This window comes from Janthinobacterium sp. DSP2-3-3, assembly GCF_049897325.1.
Classification (GTDB): domain Bacteria; phylum Pseudomonadota; class Gammaproteobacteria; order Burkholderiales; family Burkholderiaceae_D; genus Janthinobacterium.
Genome location: NZ_JAFCWA010000002.1, coordinates 95,289 through 117,400 on the forward strand (window position 1 = coordinate 95,289; position 22,112 = coordinate 117,400).

Here is a 22,112-nt window from a genome sequence, read left to right on the forward strand (position 1 = left end):
CGCAGGCTTACTTGGCTTTCAGCAATGGCGCCAGTTGCGGCCAGATATTTTTCAAAATTGTCGGATGCGCCTGCGCATTCGGGTGCATGCGGTCGGCCTGGAACAGCTGCGGCTGGTCGGCGATGCCTTCGAACATGAAGGGCACCAGCGGCGCCTTCCATTCCTTGGCCAGCTTGCCATACACGCCATAAAACTGCTCGCCATAGGCGCGGCCATAATTGGGCGGCATGCGCATGCCTACCAGCACCACCTGCGCGCCCGTTTTCCTGGCTGCGTCACCCATGGCGCGCAGATTCGCTTCGGCGGCCGCCACGGGCAAGCCGCGCAAGCCGTCGTTGGCGCCCAGTTCGATCAGCACGACATCGGGCTGGTGCTTCGTCAGCAGGGCAGGCAGGCGCGCGCGGCCGCCGCTGGTGGTTTCGCCGCTGATGCTGGCATTGACGATGCGCGTATCGTTCTTTTGCGCTGCCAGCCGCTGTTCCAGCAGCGCCACCCAGCCCGTGCCCCGTGCCAGACCATACTCGGCCGACAGGCTGTCGCCGAGCACCAGCAGCGTTTTTGGTGCAGAATAGGCGTTCGTCATGCCTGACACCATGAGCAGGGCTGCCGCAGGAAGCAAGGCCAGGGTGCGCCGCCGCATGCGGCTGCTGCCCTTGACATTTATTTGTTCACGAAATTTTTTAAGATAGATCAGCATGCCCGAATTCCCTAAAGCGACTTCCACCAGTTTTCTCCCGTCCGATGCAGCCGCTCAGCGGCCTGCTGCAAGCAAGAGTCATAACGGCCAACCTGCCATCGAAGTGGTCCAGCTGGCCAAGCGCGTACCCGATGCCGATGGTGAGCTGACCATCCTGCATCAAGTCAATTTTACCGTGCAAACGGCCGAGACGCTGGCCATCGTCGGCGCCTCCGGTTCCGGCAAGTCGACTTTGCTGGGCTTGCTGGCCGGCTTGGATACGCCCAGCGAGGGCAAGGTCATCCTCGACGGCACCGATATCTTCGCCCTTGACGAAGATGGCCGCGCCGGTTTCCGCAAGGAAAAGCTGGGTTTCGTGTTTCAGTCGTTCCAACTGCTGGCGCACCTGACGGCACTGGAAAACGTCATGCTGCCGCTGGAATTGCGCGGCGACCCGGATGCGAAAGAGAAGGCGCAAGCCATGCTGGGCAGGGTCAACCTGGGTAGCCGCCTGAAGCACTATCCGAAATACCTGTCCGGCGGCGAGCAGCAGCGCGTCGCCCTGGCGCGCGCGTTTGTCACGGAACCGCCGCTGCTGTTCGCCGACGAGCCGACGGGCAGCCTGGACGCGGCCACCGGGGAGGCCGTGATCCAGCTGATGTTCGAGCTGAACCGCGAACGCGGCTCGACCCTGGTGCTGGTAACGCATGACAGTTCGATTGCGGCCCGTTGCGGCCGCACCATCACGATCTCAGCAGGCCGCTTGATCTAGATACACCTGACATTACCTACTGCGCGTCGCGCTTTGCGGCCGGCGATGCTCACTGTGCTAGAGCACAGTTGCGCTTCTCGGCCACAAATCACTGACGCTCGCTACGGTACTGTCAGGCGTCGTGACATTCCTTGTAATACGGCGTTATTACGCCGACAAGGCATTGATCAGCTTGCGTATCGCCGGGATCAGTTCCCCCGCTGTCAGGCCGATGGGACCCGCGCCCGAGGCCACCAGCGCATCGGCCGCCGCGCCGTGCAGCCAGACAGCACCAATCGCCGCTTCCCATTCCGGCCAGCCCTGCGCCAGCAGGCTGCCGCACAGGCCGGACAGCACGTCGCCCGTGCCGGCAGTCGCCAGCGCGGGGCCGCCCGTGTTGTTGATGACGATCTGGCCATCGGGTGCGGCGATTACCGTGCCCGATCCCTTCAACACCACGATGACGCCCAGCTGGGTTGCCAACTGGCGCGCCGCGCCCAGGCGGTCGGCCTGTACCTCGGCCACCGTCAGGTCCAGCAGGCGCGCCGCTTCCAGCGGATGGGGCGTCAAGATTGTCGCGCCAGCGCCCGTGCGCACGGCCAGTGCCGATTGCAGTTCCGGCTCGGCCGCCATCAGGTTCAGGGCGTCCGCGTCCAGCAGCAGCGGGCTGTCGCTCTCAAACGTCCGCTGCAGCAGTTCCACCCTATCGACGTCGTCGCCCAGGCCGGGACCGGCCACCAGCGCGGCAAAGTGCAGGCCCGAGAAATCCACGTCCTGCGCGCGGCGGCACATCAGTTCCGGCTGGCCGCTGTCAAACGCGGGCGGCGCGTCGGGAAACGCGATAAACACTCGTCCCGCGCCCGCATGCAGGGCCGTGCGCGCTGCCAGGATGGGCGCGCCTGCCATGCCTTGCGCACCGCCGATGATGGCGACGCTGCCGTAGCTGCCCTTGTGCGTGTTTTGCCGGCGCGGCTGCAACTGACGGGCGAACAGGTGCAGGCCGCCCAGCTGGGCCCTGGCGGGCGGCAGCAGGGAAGGATCGATGGCCAGCGCCGCCACTTCCACCTCGCCCGCGTAGTCGCGGCCGTTTGCCGTATGCAGGCCCGGCTTGTCGCCGATGAAGGTGAGCGTATGCGTGGCGCGGATGGCGACGCCGTCGATGGCACCCGTGTCCGCATGCAGGCCGCTGGGCACGTCGAGCGCCAGCACGGGGCATGCCAGATTGTTGACCAGCTGCGCCACTTCGCGGCATTCACCGTCCAGCGGGCGCGATGCGCCGATGCCGAACAGGCCATCGATAACCAGGTGCCATGGCGCGACGCCCACTGCGGCCGAGGCCATGGAAGTTGCCGCTTCCACGAAGCGGGCGGCGCTGTTGCGCGCGCGGCTCAGTGCCTGTTCGCGTTCGGGCGACGTGGCTTGCGCCTCCGGCGCCAGCCATACCAGCACCTCGGTGCCGCTGCCGGCCAGGTGCGCGGCCGCTTCCAGCGCATCGCCGCCGTTGTCGCCGGGGCCGGCCAGCACCAATACGCGCCGGTGGCCCGCGTCGCCGGCATCTTCCTGGGCGTGCAGCAGCTTCAGGGCGGCACTGGCGGCAGCCTGGCCCGCGCGCTGCATCAGCAGCCCTTGCGGCAGGTCGCGCATGGCGGCTTGTTCGATGGCGCGCAGTTCGGCGATGGCGTACAGCGGTGTTGCAGAGTCGATCAGGGGCATGGAGCGTGTTCCGTTAGTCAGCACGCCTTCAACATAAGGCCGAACCGGGTGAAAGGCAAGGCGCGCACGCCTGAAACGCGCCCCTGTTTGGCGGCTACAATAGCCATCTCACTTAGGATCACACACAGGCATGGAGGGCAGGGCGATGGACTGGCAATTCTGGATCGACCGGGGCGGCACCTTTACGGACATCGTGGCGCGCCGTCCTGACGGCAGCCTGGCCACCTGCAAGCTGCTGTCGGAAAGTCCGGGCCAGTACCGCGACGCGGCGCTGGCGGGCATGCGCCGGCTGATGGGGCTTGTGCCCGAAGCGCCGCTGCCCGTCGAATTGGTGGGCGCCATCAAGATGGGCACGACGGTGGCGACCAACGCGCTGCTTGAGCGCAAGGGCGAACCGACCGTGCTGGCCATCACGCGCGGTTTTCGCGACGCCTTGCGTATCGCCTACCAGAACCGCCCGCAACTGTTCGCGCGCCAGATCGTCTTGCCAGAGCTGCTGTATGGCGACGTGATCGAAATCAATGAACGCCTGGGCGCCCACGGCGAGGTGGTCACGCCGCTGGACGAGGCGGCTGCGCGCGCCGCGCTGGCACACGCGCATGCGCGCGGCGCACGCGCCATCGCGGTCGTGCTCATGCACGGCTACCGCTACCATGCACACGAGGCGCGGCTGGCGCAACTGGCGCGCGAGGCGGGATTTACCCAAGTGTCCGTATCGCACGAAGTGAGCCCTATGATGAAACTGGTGGCGCGCGGCGACACCACGGTGGTCGACGCCTATCTGTCGCCGATTTTGCGCCGCTACGTCGACCAGCTGGCGGCCGAACTGCCCGGCGTGCATCTGCAATTCATGCAGTCGAATGGCGGCTTGACGGACGCGCGTGCCTTCCAGGGCAAGGACAGCATTTTGTCCGGCCCCGCGGGCGGCATCGTCGGCATGGTGCGCGCCAGCGCGCTGGCCGGTTTCGATAAAGTCATCGGCTTCGACATGGGCGGCACCTCGACGGACGTGTCGCATTACGCGGGCGAATTTGAGCGCGTATTCGAGACGCAGATCGCCGGCGTGCGCATGCGCGCGCCCATGATGAGCATCCACACGGTGGCCGCCGGCGGCGGCTCCATCCTGCATTTCGACGGCGCCCGCTACAAGGTGGGGCCGGACAGCGCAGGCGCCAACCCCGGCCCCGCCAGCTACCGGCGCGGCGGCCCGCTGGCCGTCACCGACTGCAACGTCATGCTGGGCAAGCTGCAGCCCGCATTCTTTCCCCGCGTTTTCGGTCCCGACGCCGATGAAGCGCTGGACGTGGCCACGGTGCGCGCCCAGTTCGCGGCGCTGGCGCGCACGGTGAACTCGACGCCGGAACAGGTTGCCGAAGGCTATATCGCCATCGCCGTGGGCAATATGACGAATGCCATCAAGCAGATTTCCGTGCAGCGCGGTCACGACGTCACCGAATATACCCTGACCAGCTTTGGCGGCGCGGGCGGCCAGCACGCCTGCCTGGTGGCCGATGCGCTGGGCATGCGCACGGTCTTCATCCATAGCCTGGCGGGCGTGATGTCGGCCTACGGCATGGGCTTGGCCGACCAGAGCGCCATGCGCGAACAGGCCGTCGAGGCGACACTGGGCGCGGATCTGGCCGCCGATCTTGTGCAACTGGGCGAGCTGGCGCGGGGCGACTTGCTGCGCCAGGGTGTGAAACGAGAGCGCATCGCGCTGGTGTCGCGCGTACACCTGCGCTATGAGGGCACGGATTCGGCCCTCGTCGTGCTGTTCGATACGCTGGCCGGCATGCAGGCGCAGTTCGAAACGGCGTATAAAAAGCGTTTTTCCTTTTTGATGCCGGCGCGCGCCTTGATCGTCGAAGCCATTTCCGTGGAAGCCATCGGCGCGTCCGATGCGCCGCAAGTGGCTGCGCCGGCCTATGCGGCGCGTGCCGGCGCGCTGGCGCCCGTGGCGACGGTGGCCATGTACTGCGCCGGCGCGTGGCGCGACAGCGGCCTGTATGGGGCGCACAGCCTGCGTCCCGGCGATAGCATCGCTGGTCCTGCCATCGTCAGCGACGCCAATGCCACCACCGTCATCGAACCGGGCTGGCGCGCCGAGGTCACGGCGCACGGCCATTTGATCTTGCGCAGGGTCGTCGCCTTGCCGGAGCGGCGCGCTAAGGGTTTGCCAACAGCGACTCAAGCCGACCCCGTGATGCTGGAGATTTTCAATAAGCTCTTCATGTCGATCGCCGAGCAGATGGGACTGCGCCTGCAAAACACGGCCCACTCCGTCAACATCAAGGAGCGGCTCGATTTCAGCTGCGCCATCTTCGACGCGCAAGGTCATCTGATTGCCAATGCGCCGCACATGCCCGTGCACCTGGGTTCCATGGGCGAGAGCATTCGCACCGTCATGACGCGCAATGCGGGCGCCATGCAGCCCGGCGACGTCTTCATGCTGAACGACCCCTACCACGGCGGCACGCATTTGCCCGACGTGACGGTGATCTCGCCTGTGTTTAACGAAGCGGGTGACGCCATCCTCTTCTATGTCGGCTCGCGCGGCCACCATGCGGACATCGGCGGCACCACGCCCGGTTCCATGCCGCCCGATTCCACGCGCATCGAGCAAGAGGGCGTGTTGATCGACAATTTCAAGCTGGTCGACGGCGCCACGGGCGTGATGCGCGAAGACGAGACCCTGGCCCTGCTGGCGGGCGCCAGTTGGCCGGCCCGCAATCCCCGGCAAAACCTGGCCGACCTGCGCGCCCAGGTGGCGGCCAACCAGAAGGGGGCCGAAGAACTGCACGAGATGGTCGCGCATTTCGGCTTGCCCGTCGTGCAAGCGTACATGGGCCACGTGCAGGATAACGCCGAGGAAGCCGTGCGCAGGGTCATCACCACCCTGAAGGATGGCAGCTATGCGCTGGACCTGGACAACGGCGCGCGCATCCAGGTGACGATCAAGGTCGACGTGGCCGAGCGCAGCGCCACCATCGACTTTACTGGCACGTCTGAGCAGCTGCCGAACAATTTCAATGCGCCGTCCGCCGTCTGCATGGCGGCAGTGCTGTACGTGTTCCGCACCCTGGTCGATGACGACATTCCGCTGAACGCGGGCTGTCTGAAGCCTTTGACCGTGATCATCCCGCCCGGCTCCATGCTCAACCCGCAGTACCCGGCCTCCGTCGTGTCGGGCAATGTGGAAACCTCGACCTGCATCACGAATGCCCTGTATGGCGCGCTGGGGGCCATGGCCGCCTCGCAGGGCACGATGAACAACTTCACGTTTGGCAGCGCCAAGTACCAGTATTACGAGACGATTTCGGGTGGCTCGGGCGCCGGTCCCGGCTTCGACGGCACGGACGTGGTGCAGACGAACATGACCAATTCGCGCTTGACGGACCCTGAAATCCTCGAATGGCGCTTCCCCGTGCGCCTGGACAGCTACAGCATCCGCGCAGGTTCGGGCGGCGCGGGGCGCTGGCATGGCGGCAATGGCGGCGTGCGCCGGATGCGCTTTTTGGAGCCGATGACGGCGGCGATTCTGTCGAACAACCGGATTGTTCCGCCGTTCGGCATGGATGGCGGCGAGGCGGGTGCGCTGGGACGCAATTATGTAGAGCGGGTGGACGGCACGGTGGAGCATCTGGCGCATATCGGCAAAACCGGCATGCAGGCAGGCGACGTGTTCGTGATCGAGACGCCGGGGGGCGGCGGTTACGGCAAGACGGAATAGGCCGTGCCGGCACTGGCACCGCTCAGTTGCGCGCGCACCTGGCCCACGTCGCGCATGGGCGCGCGGCCGAACTGGCGGCTGTATTCGCGGCTGAACTGCGATTCGCTGGCGTAGCCGACGCGGTAGCCGGCCGTGCCCGCGTCGATCTGCTCGACCAGCATCAGCCGCCGCGCTTCCTGCAGCCGCAGCAGCTTCTGGTACTGCATCGGCGTCATGGCGGTAATCGCCTTGAAGTGGTGGTGCAGCGAGGACATGCTCATGTTCGCCATGCCGGCCAACTGCTCGATGCGCAGCGGTTGCGCGTAATGGTGCTTGATCCAGTCGATGGCTTGCCCCACCTGGTGCGACTGGCTGCTGGCCAGCGCCATGTGGCGCAGGCGCGCGCCGACGGGGCCATTGAGCAGGCGGTAAGTCAGCTCGCGGCGGATCAAGGGCGCCAGCGTGGCGATTTCCCCTGGTTTGTCCAGCAAGCGCACGAGGCGCAGCATGGCGTCGAGCAGCTCGGGCGAGACATCGCTGACGGAAATGCCGCGCGTGGCGGGGAGAATCTTTTGCGCCGCGCTTTCGCCTCCACTGTCGCTGTCGAGCAGCGCGGCCACGTCGGCGATGTCGATGCCCAGCACCACGCACAGGTGCGGCTTGTCCACGCTCGCTTCGGCCACGCGCACCTGCACCGGCAGGTCGACGGAGGTCAGCAGATACTGCATGCGGCTGTAATGGAAGGTTTCGCTGCCCAGGGTGACGTCCTTCGCTCCCTGCGCGATGATGGCCACGCTGGGGCGCGCCGCATGGAACAGCGATTCGGTGACCGAGGACTGACGGTGGAATGTGAGGTTGCCGATGGCAGTCGTGTAGTCGCCATTGCGCGGCGCATGGCGGCTGATCAGGGCGGCGATTTCATCTTGCGGGAGGATCTGTGTGGACATGGGGCGAGTATGCGTGAGGCGAGGAAGGGCAGGGCTTGATCTTACGCAGATTTGGAGGATCGTGCAAAGGTCTTGCAGGATCGCGGTAACGGCGGGAGGGCTTCTCAGGCACACTTGTGCAATCGCATGCACGGCACGCGTCCCCCCTCGTCACACACCTATAGATACAGGAGTTTTCATGACCACCATCGCCAAAGGCTACGCCGCACTGGGCCCCACCTCCGCACTGCAACCGTTCACGTTCGAGCGCCGCGCCCCGCGCGAAGACGACGTGGCCATCTCGATCAAATACTGTGGCGTGTGCCATTCCGACATCCACCAGGCGCGCGACGAATGGGGCGGCGCCGCCTTCCCGATGGTGCCCGGCCATGAAATCGCCGGCGTCGTCACGGCCGTTGGCGCCAACGTCAGCAAGTTCAAGGTGGGCGACCATGTGGGCGTGGGTTGCTTCGTCGATTCCTGCACCACCTGCAAGACGCGCAACGTGGACCTGGAACAGTACATGCCAGGCCTGATCCAGACCTACAACGGCCTGGAGGCGGATGGCAAGACGGCCACGCAGGGCGGCTACTCGGACAGCATCGTTGTCAAGGAAGGCTATGTGCTGTCGATCCCCGACAACCTGCCGCTGGACGCGGCCGCGCCGCTGCTGTGCGCCGGCATCACCCTGTATTCGCCGCTGAACCACTGGAAGGCCGGCCCTGGCAAGCAAGTCGCCATCCTGGGCATGGGTGGCCTGGGCCACATGGGTGTCAAGATCGCCCACGCGATGGGCGCCGAAGTGACGGTGCTGAGCCAGACTTTGTCGAAGCGCGAAGACGGCCTGCGTCTGGGCGCCAAGCATTACTACGCCACCAACGATGCGGAAACGTTCAGCAAGCTGGCCGGCACGTTTGACCTGATCATCTGCACCGTGGGCGCGTCTATCGACTGGAACCAGTACATCAACCTGCTGAAAGTCGATGGCAGCATGGTCATCGTCGGCATCCCTGAGGGTGCCGTGCCGCCGATCAGCGCCTTCGGCCTGGTGGGCGCGCGCCGCAGCCTGTCCGGCTCCATGATCGGCTCGATCAAGGAAACCCAGGAAATGCTGGATTTCTGCGGCAAGCACAATATCGTGTCCGATATCGAAATTATCCGCATCCAGGATATCAATGAGGCGTTTGAGCGCGTCGTCAAAAGCGATGTACGCTACCGCTTCGTCATCGACATGGCATCGCTCTCAGTGTAAATAACGAACACCCGATAAAACGCCCAGGGCGTTGTTGCACTGCCTCGCCGTACTATTCGTACTGTCTTCGGCAGTGCGCCTAACTCTGGGCGTTTTTCGGGCGTTCCCGGAACGCTACCCGAAAAGCCAAGACCAGATTCTGCAGCTACGCGATACCTACAGCCTGGGCAAATGGGGCGCTGTGGCGCACCTGCATGCTGCTGCCATGTGCCGGCCAATATCGCCGATCACCCGGTTAACCGGGTCGACGACTTCCTGCCTTGGAACTGTGCCGCGCGGCTCTGCTCGGCTTAAAAAATACGCCGCTTCCCAGCGGTGTGATGCCATCATCTGGCAAATCGACACCAAGCCAGCAACAAGACATTGTCGGTCATGGCTTGTATCGGGAAGTGTGGCCAGTGAAACCACAGGAAACGGCGTCATTAGTGAGTGCGTGTGGAAAACGGGAACATAATATTCCTCGCCATACACGGGTTTTAGATAAATGCCAGTCAGCAGAAGGCCGTTACGCTTCAATAAGTGAAGTGGCTTATATATTTCATATGCGCCAATCGCTTCTTTCCAGTCTTGAGTAATCGTCTTCTTTTCTGTCGCCGTCATCTTTTTCATGAAGTGTCTCAGGGTATATCGCTGTCTGTGAGGGGGCTGTTATCGAGAGCTTATCATTGTTGGTCTGTTGTCGACTGCTGATCGGAGCGCTAGACATGAACGTGATGAGTTAGATAAAAATGAACGACGCCTTGCGTGACGCTGTCCGCTTTTGGCCTCAAATGGACACCGTCTCCGTCAGGCCGGGGAGCTTATGCGTTTGTCCAGCGGCCTCTCGTTGAGCGCATCGGCGGCTCGATCCACGAATTGCCTGACGTCCCCCACCTCGGCAAACAAGCCGGCATAGGCCGCCCGAATCAGCACCGTGCACTGCTCGAATTTCGCAAGCTGCGACAAGCCATCATCAGTGGGCATAAATATTCGTCGCCGTGCATCATTGTCATCGTTCCGATACTGTATGAGGCCCAGACGGAGCAGCTTTGGTATCTTTTGCATGACCAGCTGGTGCGAATGTCCGAGTTCGCGCGCCAGATCCGAGGCGGAGGCCGTGCCGAGCGTTGCAAGAACAGTCATCAGTGAGCACGAACGAACCGGGATGACGATCCCCATCGTATCGAAGACAGTCTTGGATTGCTCAGCGATCAGGACGCTCAGCCGTTCGACGGCGCGGCCGAGAAACACGGCGTCATCGATCGCAGCCAGGTGATGTGTTTCCTTAGTCAAGGCGCTTGTACCTCTGGATGCTACCGTCCTTGTTCACGCGTTCCAGCGCCGTCACTTTTCCGCGCGAAACACTCAAGCGGTATCGAAAATCTGACACGCCTTCCACCGCGAACAGCTCGGGACTGATCGGCTCAAGTGCGACCCGAAACCGATCGCGCCAGAGATAGTAGAGCGTGCCATTGTCCAGGATGATCTGGCGGCCCTCATATTTTCCGGCGGCTTGCTTCAACATCGCGGCATCGACGCGCGGGCGCTCGATAGCTGCCGTCAAGCTGGGGAGCAGCCAGGCAAGTTCGGTTCGCCTGGCGTCATCGGTCTTCGCCAGATTTTCAAGCGCCAGTTTGTGTGCCAGAGGAAGCGCGCGAATAGACGGGCTTGGGATATCGGGTTGCACGCCGGTTCCTTCGAAATCGCCATGATCTACGGGATCCTGGATCTGGCCAATCGGCACTTGCACGAAAAAATCGTCGTTGAGCGGCTTACGCGCAACCGGATGCGCACCACCGGCGGTCCGCTCCCCGATCAGTGTCGCTCGCCCTAGCTTCTTCATCGCATAGGAAAACCATTCTGCGGAGGAAAACGACGTGGAACCGGTCAGGATATACACCGGCTTGTCCACCATGCGTTTGCCCGGCAGGCCCGGCAGCACCCATTGCCCGCGCTGTATACGCTTGCCATCCTCATTATAGTAATAGTCGAAGAGCAGCTGGTCTTTCTCGCTGGAGAAGAAATAGCTCGCTAGAAATTGCGCCATTTCCAGATGTCCTCCATTGTTATAGCGCAAATCAATGATGAGGGCGTCCGTATTGCCCACGAAGCGCATAACGGACGCCGCCGTATCATAGGCAAGTTCCGGATCAGCAAAATAGCTGAATCGTATATAACCGATATTTCCCTTCAGGCGAGCGACCTCATCGAAACCGAAATTGGTTTCCTCGAGCCTGCTCGACTCTTCTTTTTGTATCTTGGCCTTGAGCACCGGGTTGGCCTTCGCCTTGAATTCCGCGATCCATTTTGGGTCGGCACCCACCAGGAAATGCAAGTCGCCGCTGACTTTGATGAGATCGTCGGTCAGCTTGCTCGCAAACTCTGCCTTCGTCGCCGCCGAGTCATAATCTCCCTTTTTCAGATGCTCCTGAAGCACCGGCGCAATTTTTCTTGCGATGTCGGGAAACGCGTAGTTTGCATTCAAGGTGCTGTTGAGCGAGGCGATGATCTCGCTCTTTTCGTCTCGTGAGATGCCCGGTGCCTCGGCAAAAGCGCCCGATGCGCAAATGATGGACAACGCCGACAGCGTTTGAAGTAGACATAAGTGATAGCGCATTTTCATGTTTCCCCTCGTTGAGACTCGATAATACAATATGTTGTGCAATATATTGTAGAAAAAATAGGAAACATCGAGCAACGCATCCGCAATCTGCAAAAAACGCGGCCCTTTGTTCCCGTCCTATGGCGGCAAGCAGATAGCCCAATTTTTATCTTGCATTTTTTTCAACTGGGACATTTTGTCTCAATGTATGGAAATTGTTTTCAAGTACTATGCTTCAGAACGTGCAGCAACCCCGTCCTTGCATGGCAGTCACTGACGTTTGCTCCTCTCTCATCCGCATTCGGCACATCACTGCGCTGGATGCCATCGTTATTTCATCGCTAGATATAATGAAAGCTTCAAACGCGATGCCTGGGGGGCTGGTTGGAACAGAAGCTGCTGAAGCAGCGTTTTGAGGTAGTGTTCCTCACGATAGATAGTGTCAAGTAATAGACTGGAAATACTCAAAATGATGGATTGGACCCCTATAGTCTTCGTTACGTTCAAGGCTCTCGTGCTCGGCACGGGCATGTTCTTCGCCATCAAGTGGCATTACGATCAAGGGAAGAAGGATAAGGATAAGGCGAAGCAGAATCGCGCGGTGCTACGCGCGAGCGGCAAGGTGGTCGCATTCTTCGTGCTATCGCTCCTGGCCTTGGGGATCGTCACCTTCTTCGTTGTCAGGATGGTCGGTTTGGACATGACCGTCCCATGATGGCAAAAGAATAGTCGGCGGATATCCGATATCCAGTGATGCGGCTATTGGACGGCATCGGCACGCGGGTCAGAACTCGCTTCGGCCTATCGGCATCGCTGCTGGACTATTCACCAGAACTTGTCACTTCATCCAAGATGGCAATCTTCCTCGCGTCGCTGACAGCAGGTGTTGCAGGCTAACGGAGGCGCAGCGTCTCACTTTACACGCTCCCGTAGTGAGAACCATGTCGAGCCGATACCTGTTTGTGCACGCAGCACAAATAATTTTTAGCAACGCCATCTTTCAGATACAGTTGTCGTCCTGATCAATATGACAAGGATGCCGATATGCACATCGATACACAGCCGGATGCCGCTGCTACTGCAGCAATGCTGGGCGCGCCGAGTTTGCAACTGAACTCCTTGTCTTGGTCAGCGGCGGGCAATTTGACCAAGTGGATCGGCAAGAATGCCGCCAGCGGGATTGTCGGGGCGGCCGCTGGCATGCTGTTCCAGGAATTCCTGGGAGCGGTCGGCATGGGCGGCCCGGACCTGGCTGGCAAGCTGGACATAATCAGTGACAAGCTTACTGAAGTCCAGCGCTCGCTGGACCGGGTCGAGTCCATGACCTCGGAAATTTTGTTGAAACTGGACGAGTTGCACAATTTCATGGAAAAGAGCCTGAAGGTGGAAACCTTGCTGACTGCCATGGGACGCATCGATGTGGCCTATGGTTACGCCGACGCCGACGCCAGCCTGCAGAAGGCGGATGCCACTGGTGGCGCCATCTCTTTGCGGCTACTGACCGAAAATATGCCGCACTTTCCAGGCATGACGCCGGAATATCTGATGAAAGCGGCCCATGAGTTCGCGTCGTACGTAGCGGATGTGCCCGATTGCATCGATACCATCCGTCGGGTATTGGCGAAAGCGGCATTTGGGCAGGATTCATTGCTGGATCATTGGGCCAAGGAGCTGGCGCAGCAGGTGCGCAATAAGAAGATCAGCCGAGAATCGGCGTATCTGGTGATCGAGGGATATTTCCTCCAAGCTATCTCTGTCCAGTTGAAGGGGCTGTGCGTGCATTGCCTGGCACTCAGTACCGACCAATTCGCGGCCAACCGCATCGAGCAATATCTGCAGCAAAACTTTGGATTGTTGATGCGCGAGCAGACTGAGGCTTATACCGCAGCAGTTGAGGATTTTATTTTCCTGTCGCTCGATCCCATCATGCGCGCCGGCATGACAGACATGAGCGCACGTGAGTTTCCTGTGCATGTGGACGAGATACTGCTGCGTACCGATTTGCTGTGCGCCGCATTGAATCTGGTGGGCCGAAAGTCGACAGGGCCGTTGGCGGCGTCTCCGCAAGCGGCAATCCAGGGCATGTATGCCCGTTCCTTGTTCCGTCCTTCTGATTTGCGCGATGGTAAAGTTCCGCCCATGGACGTGAGTGGCTACGCACAAGCCCAGGCCGGGCAGCAGCATCAGGCGCCGTTCGCTTGCCTGGATCTGATCGCCTCCGATGACAGGGCCGTGCTGAGGGATGTAGCGACGACGCGGGTGACGGTCGCGCGCTACAAATGGCACTTTCCGACTACTGCGCCGGCAGTTGGCGTATCGATCGATAGCAGGTTCCGTGGCGCCACACCAGCGCTATACCCGGTGTTTGGTCCTGACGAGCCTGTGTTGGCTGTTGGCATCTTTAACGGCAGCCCACTGTTTCGTGGTGTTCCTGCCAGCGTCCAGCAAAGTCGAAAGTACACGCCATTCCCTAAAGGGAATCCGCATGTCACGTATTTTAGCGAAACGCACACGCCCGGCAGACACCCGCTGACCAATGGCAAGGGCGAGGTTACTGAGACGTTTTTTCAGGTCCAGAATGCCTATAAGGCAGACTCGCGGGAGCACAGTCTGGTAATGCAGCATCTGTTCAGCTACACAGGCCAGGAAATCGACGTCAGGATGCATGTGCAAGTCCTCACCAGATTGCAAGTCGGCCCCCGAGTGGACATGCATCTTGGGGCGGGCATGCATAACTACTCGGTGTATCACCGCTTGCTGGTGCGGTTCCCCGACGGCACAGAAAGGGCAATTTACAATTCGGAAATTGATTTTGATCACGCTGTTGATGTGCAGCGGGTCCTGGATACCTTCAATCGCTCCGTCGATGTTGCGCGCTCCGGCTTCTTCTCCATGGACTTCAAGCTGATTCCAGGCGAGTATCACCTGATACTCGACAACGAAACTTACTTCCCAAGCACCTCCCACAAATATAGCGGCTGGAATTCAGCCAACCTGGTTTTCAAACTTGGCGGCGTGGCGCTGGAAATGCGCTACCCAACGAGTTAGTCGCCAAGGGACAGCGAACTGCAATTTGCGGCCATGGCAAAGGCTGGTGTGGACGGACCTTAAAGGAGCGGGCAGGAGTCAGGTAGCGATACCGTATTTGTGCTGTGTGGCAGCGTATTGCTGCTTGAGCGACTCCAGCTTCGGATGCTTGGGATCGATCTTGCGGATCACCTGCATCTGGTGCTGCGCCTGTTCTGCCAGCGGGGCTTCCCAGCCCAGCATATTGAGCTGGCGCAGGATGGCGTCGACGGAGGCGAACAGCACGGGCAGGTTGCCTGGCGTCTTGCGCAGGGCCTGGCGCAGCACGAACACGGCTCCCTTGAGCTCGCCGCTTTCCGACTTGCTGGCTGCGTCCTGCATCAGTTCCTGCACCTGGTTGCTGATCTGCTGGCCCATGCCTTGCGCCAGGTCATGGCGGCCCGCTTTTTCAAACACAGCCACGGCCGCTTCCATCGTCACCTCGCTGTCGGCTTCGTTGACGAGTTTCATCATGACGTCGGATGCCGCCTGCTCCAAGTTGTTTTTCAGGCAGCTTTGCACCAGGCCCACCTTCAGCTGCGTCGACAGGCCGCGCGCCGTGTCCAGGGCGGCGGCGGCCAGCTGCAGTTCGCTGGCGGCGGCGATGTCATTGCCCGACAGTTCATGCAGCATGGCGGCCGAGATGGCGCGGCAGGCTTCCACGTTGGCGCCGCCCCGCAGCGAGCGCTCCATGTCGCGCAGCACGCCGCTGGCTTGCGGCGCATCGCCCTTTTTGACCAGCGTTTTCACCAGGTTGACGTGGTCTTCCGGGTCGCGGAATTCAGAGTACTTCGCTTTGGTCACTACCTGCTTGTAGGCCCGTTCGGCCGCGCTGATATCGCCCGTGTCAAACGCAATGCCGCCCAGGTGGCGCAAGCGGCTCACCATGTGCGGCGAGATGGCCACCGCGTCTTCGAGGATTTTCTTCGCCTGCATCTGCTGGCCCATGGCTTCATGGTTTTGCGCCAGCAGGTCGTAGGCGGCCATGAAGCGGGGATAGGTCTCCACCAGTTCCAGCAGCGCCTCCTGCGCATCTTCATGGCGCTGCTGTTCGAACAGGGTGCGCGCCAAGCCCAGATGGGCCCAGGCCATGGGCCGCAAGGCCAGCATGTCGGCGTACAGCTGTTCCGCTTCCTTCCACTCATCGAGGGCGATATGCAGCTCGGCGCGCAGGCGGGTGAAATCGGCCGCCAGGCGCGGGTGCTGCAGTTCGGCCGCGCGGCAGCTTTTCACGGCTTCGCGCAAGTCGCCCTTGTCGATCAGCTGATACGTGGGCAGGAAAATGGCGCGCCGCTCGATGGCGCGCGCGATGCGTCCGCTCAACACGTCGACCGTGAACGGCTTCAATATGTAGTCGGACGGGATCAGTTCGGCCGCGCTGATCACCTTGCTGTGGATGGCTTCGGAGGTCAGCATGATGAAGATCGTCCACAGGCCGATCAGCTTGTGATGGCGCAAGTCTTCCAGCAATTGCTGGCCATCCTGGCCGTCCGTGCCGCTACCAAGATCGTACTCGCACAGGATGATGTCGAACGGTTTCTTCGTCAGCAAGCGGATGGCCGTGCCGGAATTGACGGCATATTCCACCTTGGTGATGGCCGCCTGGTTCAGCATATTGTGCAGATTGCCCCGCATGCTGGGGTTCGGGTCGACGATCAGGACAGATAAGTCGCTAGTTTCTGGCATGGTTCAGCTCTCGTTCATCTGTTCGGTCATTTGCGGGAACTCTTCTTATAGGTATCTGCCTGGCAGTATTATTTTTTATCAGCATACTGCAAAGCTGGTCGACACTGCCAGCAAAATGCATGCAATCGGGCGCGCTGCGCGAGGGCAGGGACGCCTGGCGCCGTCCAGCGTTGTATTTCATGACACGCCGGCCCCTTGCGGCGGTGCCGTCGCCGGTTTTCTCGTTCATTTCTTGACTAGCATGATAGTATTATAAAAATGCAACACTTGTTGCATGCCGCGCCATATTGCGGCAAGGCATGCGCAAGGCTTTACCGGGCGCTTTATCCCTCTCTGGTGTCGATACCCGCTATGCGCCTACCTGATCTGTCTACCTTGCGGCGCGTTGCCGTTCCCCTTGCATTTGGCGGTAACAGCGAGCAGCAGCATACTTATTTTGCGGAGCTGCACCGGGTCGGCATGGTCACGCAGCTGCTGGGCATCATTGCCTATAGCCTGACCTGGCTGCTGATGCCAGACCCCTATCATCCGAAGCAGGCGCACGCCGTGCTGGCGCTGCTGGGCATGCTGGCCAGCCTGGTGGTGCGCTACCGCTGTACCACCTTGCCCGTGCTGACCATCACCGGTGCCTGCGCCGTGCTGACCCTGACCTTTGGCTTGCGCACCATGGCCGATGCCGTCGAGCACGCCAGTTTCTGGGTCTTGCCCGTGGGTGTCTTCATGACCCTGGCGATTGCCTCCATCTTCAACGGCGGCCTCAGCTATCTGGCGGTGGTGGCGGGCGTGTGGTGGAACGTGGGCCACGGCCTGTATCCCGTGAATGCGGGCTTGCCCGACCAGTCGTGGGCGCCGCTGATGATCGCCGTCAGCGTCTTGTTCGGGCTGGCGCTGAATGTCAGCTTCAGCTTATTGCGTTTGCGTAACTATCACTCCAAACTGGAATTGACGCGGCTGGCCTTCCAGGACGGCCTGACGGGCCTGAACAACCGCCGCATGTTCACGCAGCGCGCGCAGCAGATGCATGGCGCCCCCCATGGCGGCATGCTGCATTTCCTGATGATCGATATCGACGATTTCAAGATCATCAACGACCAGCAGGGGCACGATGCGGGCGACGAGGTGCTGATGCGCACGGCCGCCATCATCGCGGACAAGGCGCAAGGCCATCTGTGCGGGCGCCTGGGCGGCGAAGAGTTCGGCGTCGTCTACGCGGGCGACCACGAGGCTGTGCGCACTTTTGCCGGCGCCCTGGTCGAGGCCGTCAGCCAGGCTTTCCATGCCGCACAGTTCGTGTCGATCAGCGTGGGGGTGGCCGAGCTGGACCGGGGCAAGGAGCTGGGCCACAGCTACAGGCTGGCCGACGAAGCGCTGTACCTGGCCAAGCGCCAGGGCAAGAACCGTTACGTGATCGCCTGATGGCCGTCTGAGGGTGTTGTTGCCGTGTCAAAAACTGCCGCTGTGCCGGGCAAAAGGGTGGCAAAGCCCCAAGTTCCGGTCATAAGGCAGGGGTAAAAAGGGTATAATGCGCGCAAAGGAAATTTGCCGTACGAAAGATATTGTCATACCTACCTTTAACCCGCAGCCACGCTGCATCAACCACCTTCCAATCATGTTGATACTGCCGGGTTCCAATGCCCTGTCCCATTTCCGTAGCCACCGTCTGTTAAGCCAACTGCAAGCCGTCTCGCCTGCGATTGTTGCGGTACAAGCACGCTATGTCCATTTCATCGATGCCAGCGCGCCTCTCACCGACGATGACAGCACGCGCCTTGGCGCCCTGCTGACGTACGGCGAGCCGGCCCACGCTGACAATACGGAAGGCGCTGCGGAAGAATTCTTCGTCATCCCCCGTTTCGGCACGATTTCGCCGTGGGCTTCGAAAGCCACCGACATCGCGCATAATTGCGGCATGGCGCACATCAAGCGCGTCGAACGCGGCATCGCTTTCCGCATCAACCTGAAATCGGGCATCCTGGGCAGCGCCATCGGCGCCGGCAAATTGACTGAGTCGCAGTTGAACTCTGTGGCCGACCTGCTGCATGACCGTATGACGGAATCCGTGCTGCGCAGCGCAGACGACGCCAAGGACTTGTTCCGCACCCTGGAAGCGCGTCCACTGGAATCGATCGACTTGCTGGGGCAGGGCAAGCGTGCGCTGGAAACCGCGAACACGGAACTGGGCCTGGCGATGTCGGAAGACGAAATCGACTACCTGGACGCCGCCTTCACCAAGGCCGGCCGCAACCCGACGGACGTGGAACTGATGATGTTCGCGCAGGCGAACAGCGAGCATTGCCGCCACAAGATCTTCAACGCCGACTGGACCATCGACGGCGTGGCGCAGCCCAAGTCGCTGTTCGGCATGATCAAGAACACGCACGAACTGCAGCCGAAGGGCACCGTCGTCGCCTACAGCGACAATTCCTCGATCATGGAAGGCGCGACCGTCTCGCGCTTCTACCCGCGCGGTGCAAACCACGAATATGCGGCGTCGACGGAACTGACGCACACCCTGATGAAGGTGGAAACGCATAATCACCCGACGGCAATCTCTCCATTCCCCGGCGCCTCCACAGGCGCGGGCGGCGAGATCCGCGACGAAGGCGCGACGGGCCGCGGCGCCAAGCCAAAAGCTGGCTTGACGGGTTTTACGGTATCAAATCTGTCGCTGCCGGATGCCGTGCGCAGCTGGGAAACGGCCGCTTCCGTGACGGCGCCGCTGGCCGCGCGCATTGATGCAGATCATGCAGATCAATACGGCAAACCGGAACGCATCGCTTCGCCATTGCAAATCATGATCGAAGGCCCATTGGGCGGCGCCGCGTTCTCGAACGAATTCGGTCGTCCGGTATTGGGCGGCTACTTCCGCACGTATGAACAGAACGTCGGCGCGAAAGAAGCGGGCGCCCCTGACGCCGTGTTTGGCTACCACAAGCCGATCATGATCGCGGGCGGCATCGGCAATATCTCGGCGCAGCATACACACAAGAACGACATCCCCGTCGGCAGTCTGCTGGTGCAGCTGGGTGGCCCGGGCATGCGCATCGGCATGGGCGGCAGCGCCGCTTCGTCGATGACCACCGGCAGCAACACGGCCGACCTGGACTTCGACTCTGTCCAGCGCGGCAATCCGGAAATGGAACGCCGCGCCCAGGAAGTCATCAACGCCTGCTGGCAAATGGGGCTTGATAATCCGATCATCTCCATCCACGACGTGGGTGCGGGCGGTTTGTCGAACGCTTTCCCGGAAATCACCAACGACGCCAAGCGCGGCGCGATTTTCGACTTGCGCAAGATCCCGCTGGAAGAATCGGGCATGGCGCCGAAGGAAATCTGGAGCAATGAGTCGCAGGAACGCTACGTCCTGGCCATCGCGCCGGAAAGCCTGCCACTGTTCAAAGCCATGTGTGAACGCGAACGCTGTTTGTTCGCCGCCGTGGGCGTGGCCACCGAAGAGCGTCAACTGAAACTGATCGACCCGGAACTGGGCAACGAGCCGGTCGACATGCCGATGGACGTCTTGCTGGGCAAGCCGCCAAAGATGCAGCGCGACGCGGTCCACGTGGCCAACGATTTCCCGGCGATTGACCTGACGGGCATGGACCTGGTGGACGTGGCGCAAAAAGTGCTGCTGCTGCCGACCGTGGCCGACAAATCCTTCCTGATCACCATCGGCGACCGCAGCGTGGGCGGCATGACCGTGCGCGACCAGATGGTGGGACCATGGCAAGTGCCGGTGGCCGATTGCGCCGTCACCACCATGAGCTTTGAAGGTTATCTGGGCGAAGCGATGGCCATGGGCGAACGCACGCCGCTGGCCGTCATCGACTCTGCCGCCTCGGGCCGCATGGCCGTGGGCGAAGCCGTCACCAACATCGCCGCCGCAGCGATTGCCGACATTTCCGACATCAAGCTGTCCGCCAACTGGATGGCCGCCTGCGGCCAGCCTGGCCAGGACGCGGCCCTGTACGACACGGTGAAAGCCATCGGCATGGACCTGTGCCCCGCGCTGGGCATCAGCATCCCCGTCGGCAAGGATTCGCTGTCGATGCGCACGACGTGGAAAGACGAGAGCACGGGCGCGGCGAAATCCGTCACGTCGCCGGTCTCGCTGATCGTTTCCTCGTTCGCGCCAGTCACCGACGTGCGCAAGTCGCTCACGCCGCAGCTGAAAACGGACAAGGGCGACACGTCCTTGATCCTGATCGACCTGGGCCGCGGCAAGAACCGTTTGGGCGCATCCGCCCTGGCGCAAGTCATGGGCCAATTGGGCAATGAGACGCCGGACGTGGACAGCGCGGAAGACTTGAAAGGCTTCTTCGCCGCCATCCAGAAATTGAACAGCGACGACAAGCTGCTGGCCTACCATGACCGTTCGGACGGCGGCCTGTACGCCACCCTGACGGAAATGGCCTTCGCCGGCCACACGGGCATGTCCGTCAACCTGGACATGCTGACCATGGGAGGCGAACATTCCAGCGACTGGGGCGACGCGAAGAACTGGACCGGCCAGGTAGCGGAACGCCGCAACGAACTGACCCTGCGCGCCTTGTTCAGCGAAGAATTGGGCGCCGTCATCCAGGTGCGCGCGGAAGAAAAGTCCTTGGTCATGGACGTGCTGCGCACCTTTAACCTGGGCGCCTGCAGCCATATCATCGGCAAATTGAACGACCGCGACGTGATCGAATTCACGCGCGACGCCAAGCTGATTTACACCCAGCCGCGCGCGGAACTGCACCGCCTGTGGAGCGAAACGAGCTGGCGCATCGCCCGCTTGCGCGACAATCCTGCGTGCGCCGACGCCGAATACGACCGCCTGCTGGACGTGCAAGACCCGGGCATGTCGCCTATCGTCACGTTTGACCAGAACGAGAACATCGCCGCGCCATTCATCGCCACCGGCGTGCGTCCGCGTGTCGCCATCCTGCGCGAGCAGGGCGTCAACTCGCACATCGAGACGGCTTACGTGATGCACCAGGCAGGCTTCACGGCTGTCGACGTGCACATGAGCGACCTGATTGCGGGCCGCGTCAAACTGGATGACTTCCAGGGCGTCATCGCCGTGGGCGGCTTCTCCTACGGCGACGTGCTGGGCGCGGGCGAAGGCTGGGCGAAAACGATTCTGTTCAATGCCAGCCTGGCGGAACAGTTCGCGCGCTTCTTCAACCGCACGGACAGCTTCGGCCTGGGTATTTGCAACGGCTGCCAGATGATGAGCAATCTGAAATCCATCATCCCCGGCGCCCACGCCTGGCCTAAATTCACGCGCAACAAGTCGGAGAAATTCGAAGGCCGCTTTGCCATGGTCGAAGTGATGGATTCCCCATCGATCTTCTTCAACGGCATGGCCGGCACCCAAGCCGGCATCGCCATCGCCCACGGCGAAGGCTACGCCGACTTCTCGCAAACGGGCGACATCACCCAAGTCACCAAAGCCATGCGCTTCGTCGACAACAAGGGCGCCCCCACGGAAGCGTACCCGTACAATCCGAACGGCTCGCCGGAAGGCATCACCTCCGTCACCACGCCAGACGGCCGCTTCACCGTGCTGATGCCGCACGCGGAGCGGGTGTTCCGCAGCGTGCAGCAGTCGTATCACCCTGAAGCGTGGGGCGAGGATTCGCCTTGGATGCGCATGTTCAGGAATGCACGGAAGTTTGTGGGGTAACTAGCTCGCTTGCAGGGCAGCGCTGGAGTTCAAGGCGCTGCTGCTGGGGTAGGAATGAGAAAGCCGCTGTCGGGAGACAGCGGC

Annotated in this window: 14 protein-coding genes; 7 read left to right on the top strand and 7 right to left on the bottom strand. The window is 61.6% G+C overall.

Going from position 1 to position 22,112, the window contains the following annotated elements; translation table 11 throughout:
• Positions 1-7: 7 nt before the first annotated feature.
• On the bottom strand, positions 8-640 hold the full coding sequence (locus ACP7DE_RS04545) for an arylesterase (RefSeq protein WP_426071362.1): 633 nt from the start codon (positions 638-640) through the stop codon (positions 8-10).
• Positions 641-800: 160 nt separating this feature from the next.
• Between ACP7DE_RS04545 and ACP7DE_RS04550 the strand changes: the two genes are divergently transcribed.
• A complete protein-coding gene (locus ACP7DE_RS04550; RefSeq protein WP_426071363.1) occupies positions 801-1,448 on the top strand; it encodes an ABC transporter ATP-binding protein in 648 nt (215 codons plus the stop codon).
• Positions 1,449-1,595: 147 nt separating this feature from the next.
• On the opposite strand, the gene ACP7DE_RS04555 is transcribed toward ACP7DE_RS04550, so the two are convergent.
• A complete protein-coding gene (locus tag ACP7DE_RS04555) occupies positions 1,596-3,140 on the bottom strand; it encodes an NAD(P)H-hydrate dehydratase (RefSeq protein WP_426070953.1) in 1,545 nt (514 codons plus the stop codon).
• A gap of 145 nt (positions 3,141-3,285) precedes the next feature.
• Here ACP7DE_RS04555 and ACP7DE_RS04560 point away from each other — a divergent pair, with 145 nt between their 5' ends.
• The gene (locus ACP7DE_RS04560; protein ID WP_426070954.1) at positions 3,286-6,870 is read left to right on the top strand and encodes a hydantoinase B/oxoprolinase family protein; all 3,585 of its coding nucleotides are present in this window, start codon (positions 3,286-3,288) and stop codon (positions 6,868-6,870) included.
• On the opposite strand, the gene ACP7DE_RS04565 is transcribed toward ACP7DE_RS04560, so the two are convergent.
• On the bottom strand, positions 6,852-7,796 hold the full coding sequence (locus tag ACP7DE_RS04565) for an AraC family transcriptional regulator N-terminal domain-containing protein (protein WP_426070955.1): 945 nt from the start codon (positions 7,794-7,796) through the stop codon (positions 6,852-6,854). The two genes, ACP7DE_RS04560 and ACP7DE_RS04565, sit on opposite strands and share 19 nt — an antisense overlap.
• 178 nt (positions 7,797-7,974) lie before the next feature.
• Here ACP7DE_RS04565 and ACP7DE_RS04570 point away from each other — a divergent pair, with 178 nt between their 5' ends.
• Positions 7,975-9,027: an NAD(P)-dependent alcohol dehydrogenase gene (locus ACP7DE_RS04570; RefSeq protein ID WP_426070956.1), complete on the top strand. Its 1,053-nt coding sequence runs from the start codon at positions 7,975-7,977 to the stop codon at positions 9,025-9,027.
• A gap of 156 nt (positions 9,028-9,183) precedes the next feature.
• Here ACP7DE_RS04570 and ACP7DE_RS04575 read toward each other — a convergent pair whose 3' ends face one another.
• The 3 genes from ACP7DE_RS04575 to ACP7DE_RS04585 all read right to left on the bottom strand — a co-directional run bounded on the left by ACP7DE_RS04575 (position 9,184) and on the right by ACP7DE_RS04585 (position 11,629).
• The gene (locus ACP7DE_RS04575) at positions 9,184-9,636 is read right to left on the bottom strand and encodes a hypothetical protein (RefSeq protein ID WP_426070957.1); all 453 of its coding nucleotides are present in this window, start codon (positions 9,634-9,636) and stop codon (positions 9,184-9,186) included.
• 177 nt (positions 9,637-9,813) lie between these two features.
• Positions 9,814-10,299: a MarR family winged helix-turn-helix transcriptional regulator gene (locus ACP7DE_RS04580; RefSeq protein WP_426070958.1), complete on the bottom strand. Its 486-nt coding sequence runs from the start codon at positions 10,297-10,299 to the stop codon at positions 9,814-9,816.
• The gene (locus ACP7DE_RS04585) at positions 10,292-11,629 is read right to left on the bottom strand and encodes a S41 family peptidase (protein WP_426070959.1); all 1,338 of its coding nucleotides are present in this window, start codon (positions 11,627-11,629) and stop codon (positions 10,292-10,294) included. Before ACP7DE_RS04585 ends, ACP7DE_RS04580 begins: the two co-directional genes overlap by 8 nt.
• Before the next feature lie 448 nt (positions 11,630-12,077).
• On the opposite strand from ACP7DE_RS04585, the gene ACP7DE_RS04590 reads away from it, so the two are divergent.
• The gene (locus tag ACP7DE_RS04590; protein WP_426070960.1) at positions 12,078-12,323 is read left to right on the top strand and encodes a hypothetical protein; all 246 of its coding nucleotides are present in this window, start codon (positions 12,078-12,080) and stop codon (positions 12,321-12,323) included.
• A gap of 329 nt (positions 12,324-12,652) precedes the next feature.
• Positions 12,653-14,656 (top strand): hypothetical protein, encoded by a 2,004-nt coding sequence (locus ACP7DE_RS04595; protein ID WP_426070961.1) that lies wholly within the window; start codon positions 12,653-12,655, stop codon positions 14,654-14,656.
• 78 nt (positions 14,657-14,734) lie between these two features.
• Here the strand turns inward: ACP7DE_RS04595 and ACP7DE_RS04600 are convergent, their stop codons facing one another.
• The gene (locus ACP7DE_RS04600; RefSeq protein ID WP_426070962.1) at positions 14,735-16,360 is read right to left on the bottom strand and encodes a tetratricopeptide repeat protein; all 1,626 of its coding nucleotides are present in this window, start codon (positions 16,358-16,360) and stop codon (positions 14,735-14,737) included.
• 351 nt (positions 16,361-16,711) lie between these two features.
• On the opposite strand from ACP7DE_RS04600, the gene ACP7DE_RS04605 reads away from it, so the two are divergent.
• A complete protein-coding gene (locus ACP7DE_RS04605; protein WP_426070963.1) occupies positions 16,712-17,776 on the top strand; it encodes a diguanylate cyclase domain-containing protein in 1,065 nt (354 codons plus the stop codon).
• A gap of 193 nt (positions 17,777-17,969) precedes the next feature.
• Positions 17,970-22,028, top strand: coding sequence for a phosphoribosylformylglycinamidine synthase (purL, locus tag ACP7DE_RS04610; protein ID WP_426070964.1), 4,059 nt, complete (start codon positions 17,970-17,972; stop codon positions 22,026-22,028).
• Positions 22,029-22,112: the final 84 nt, after the last annotated feature.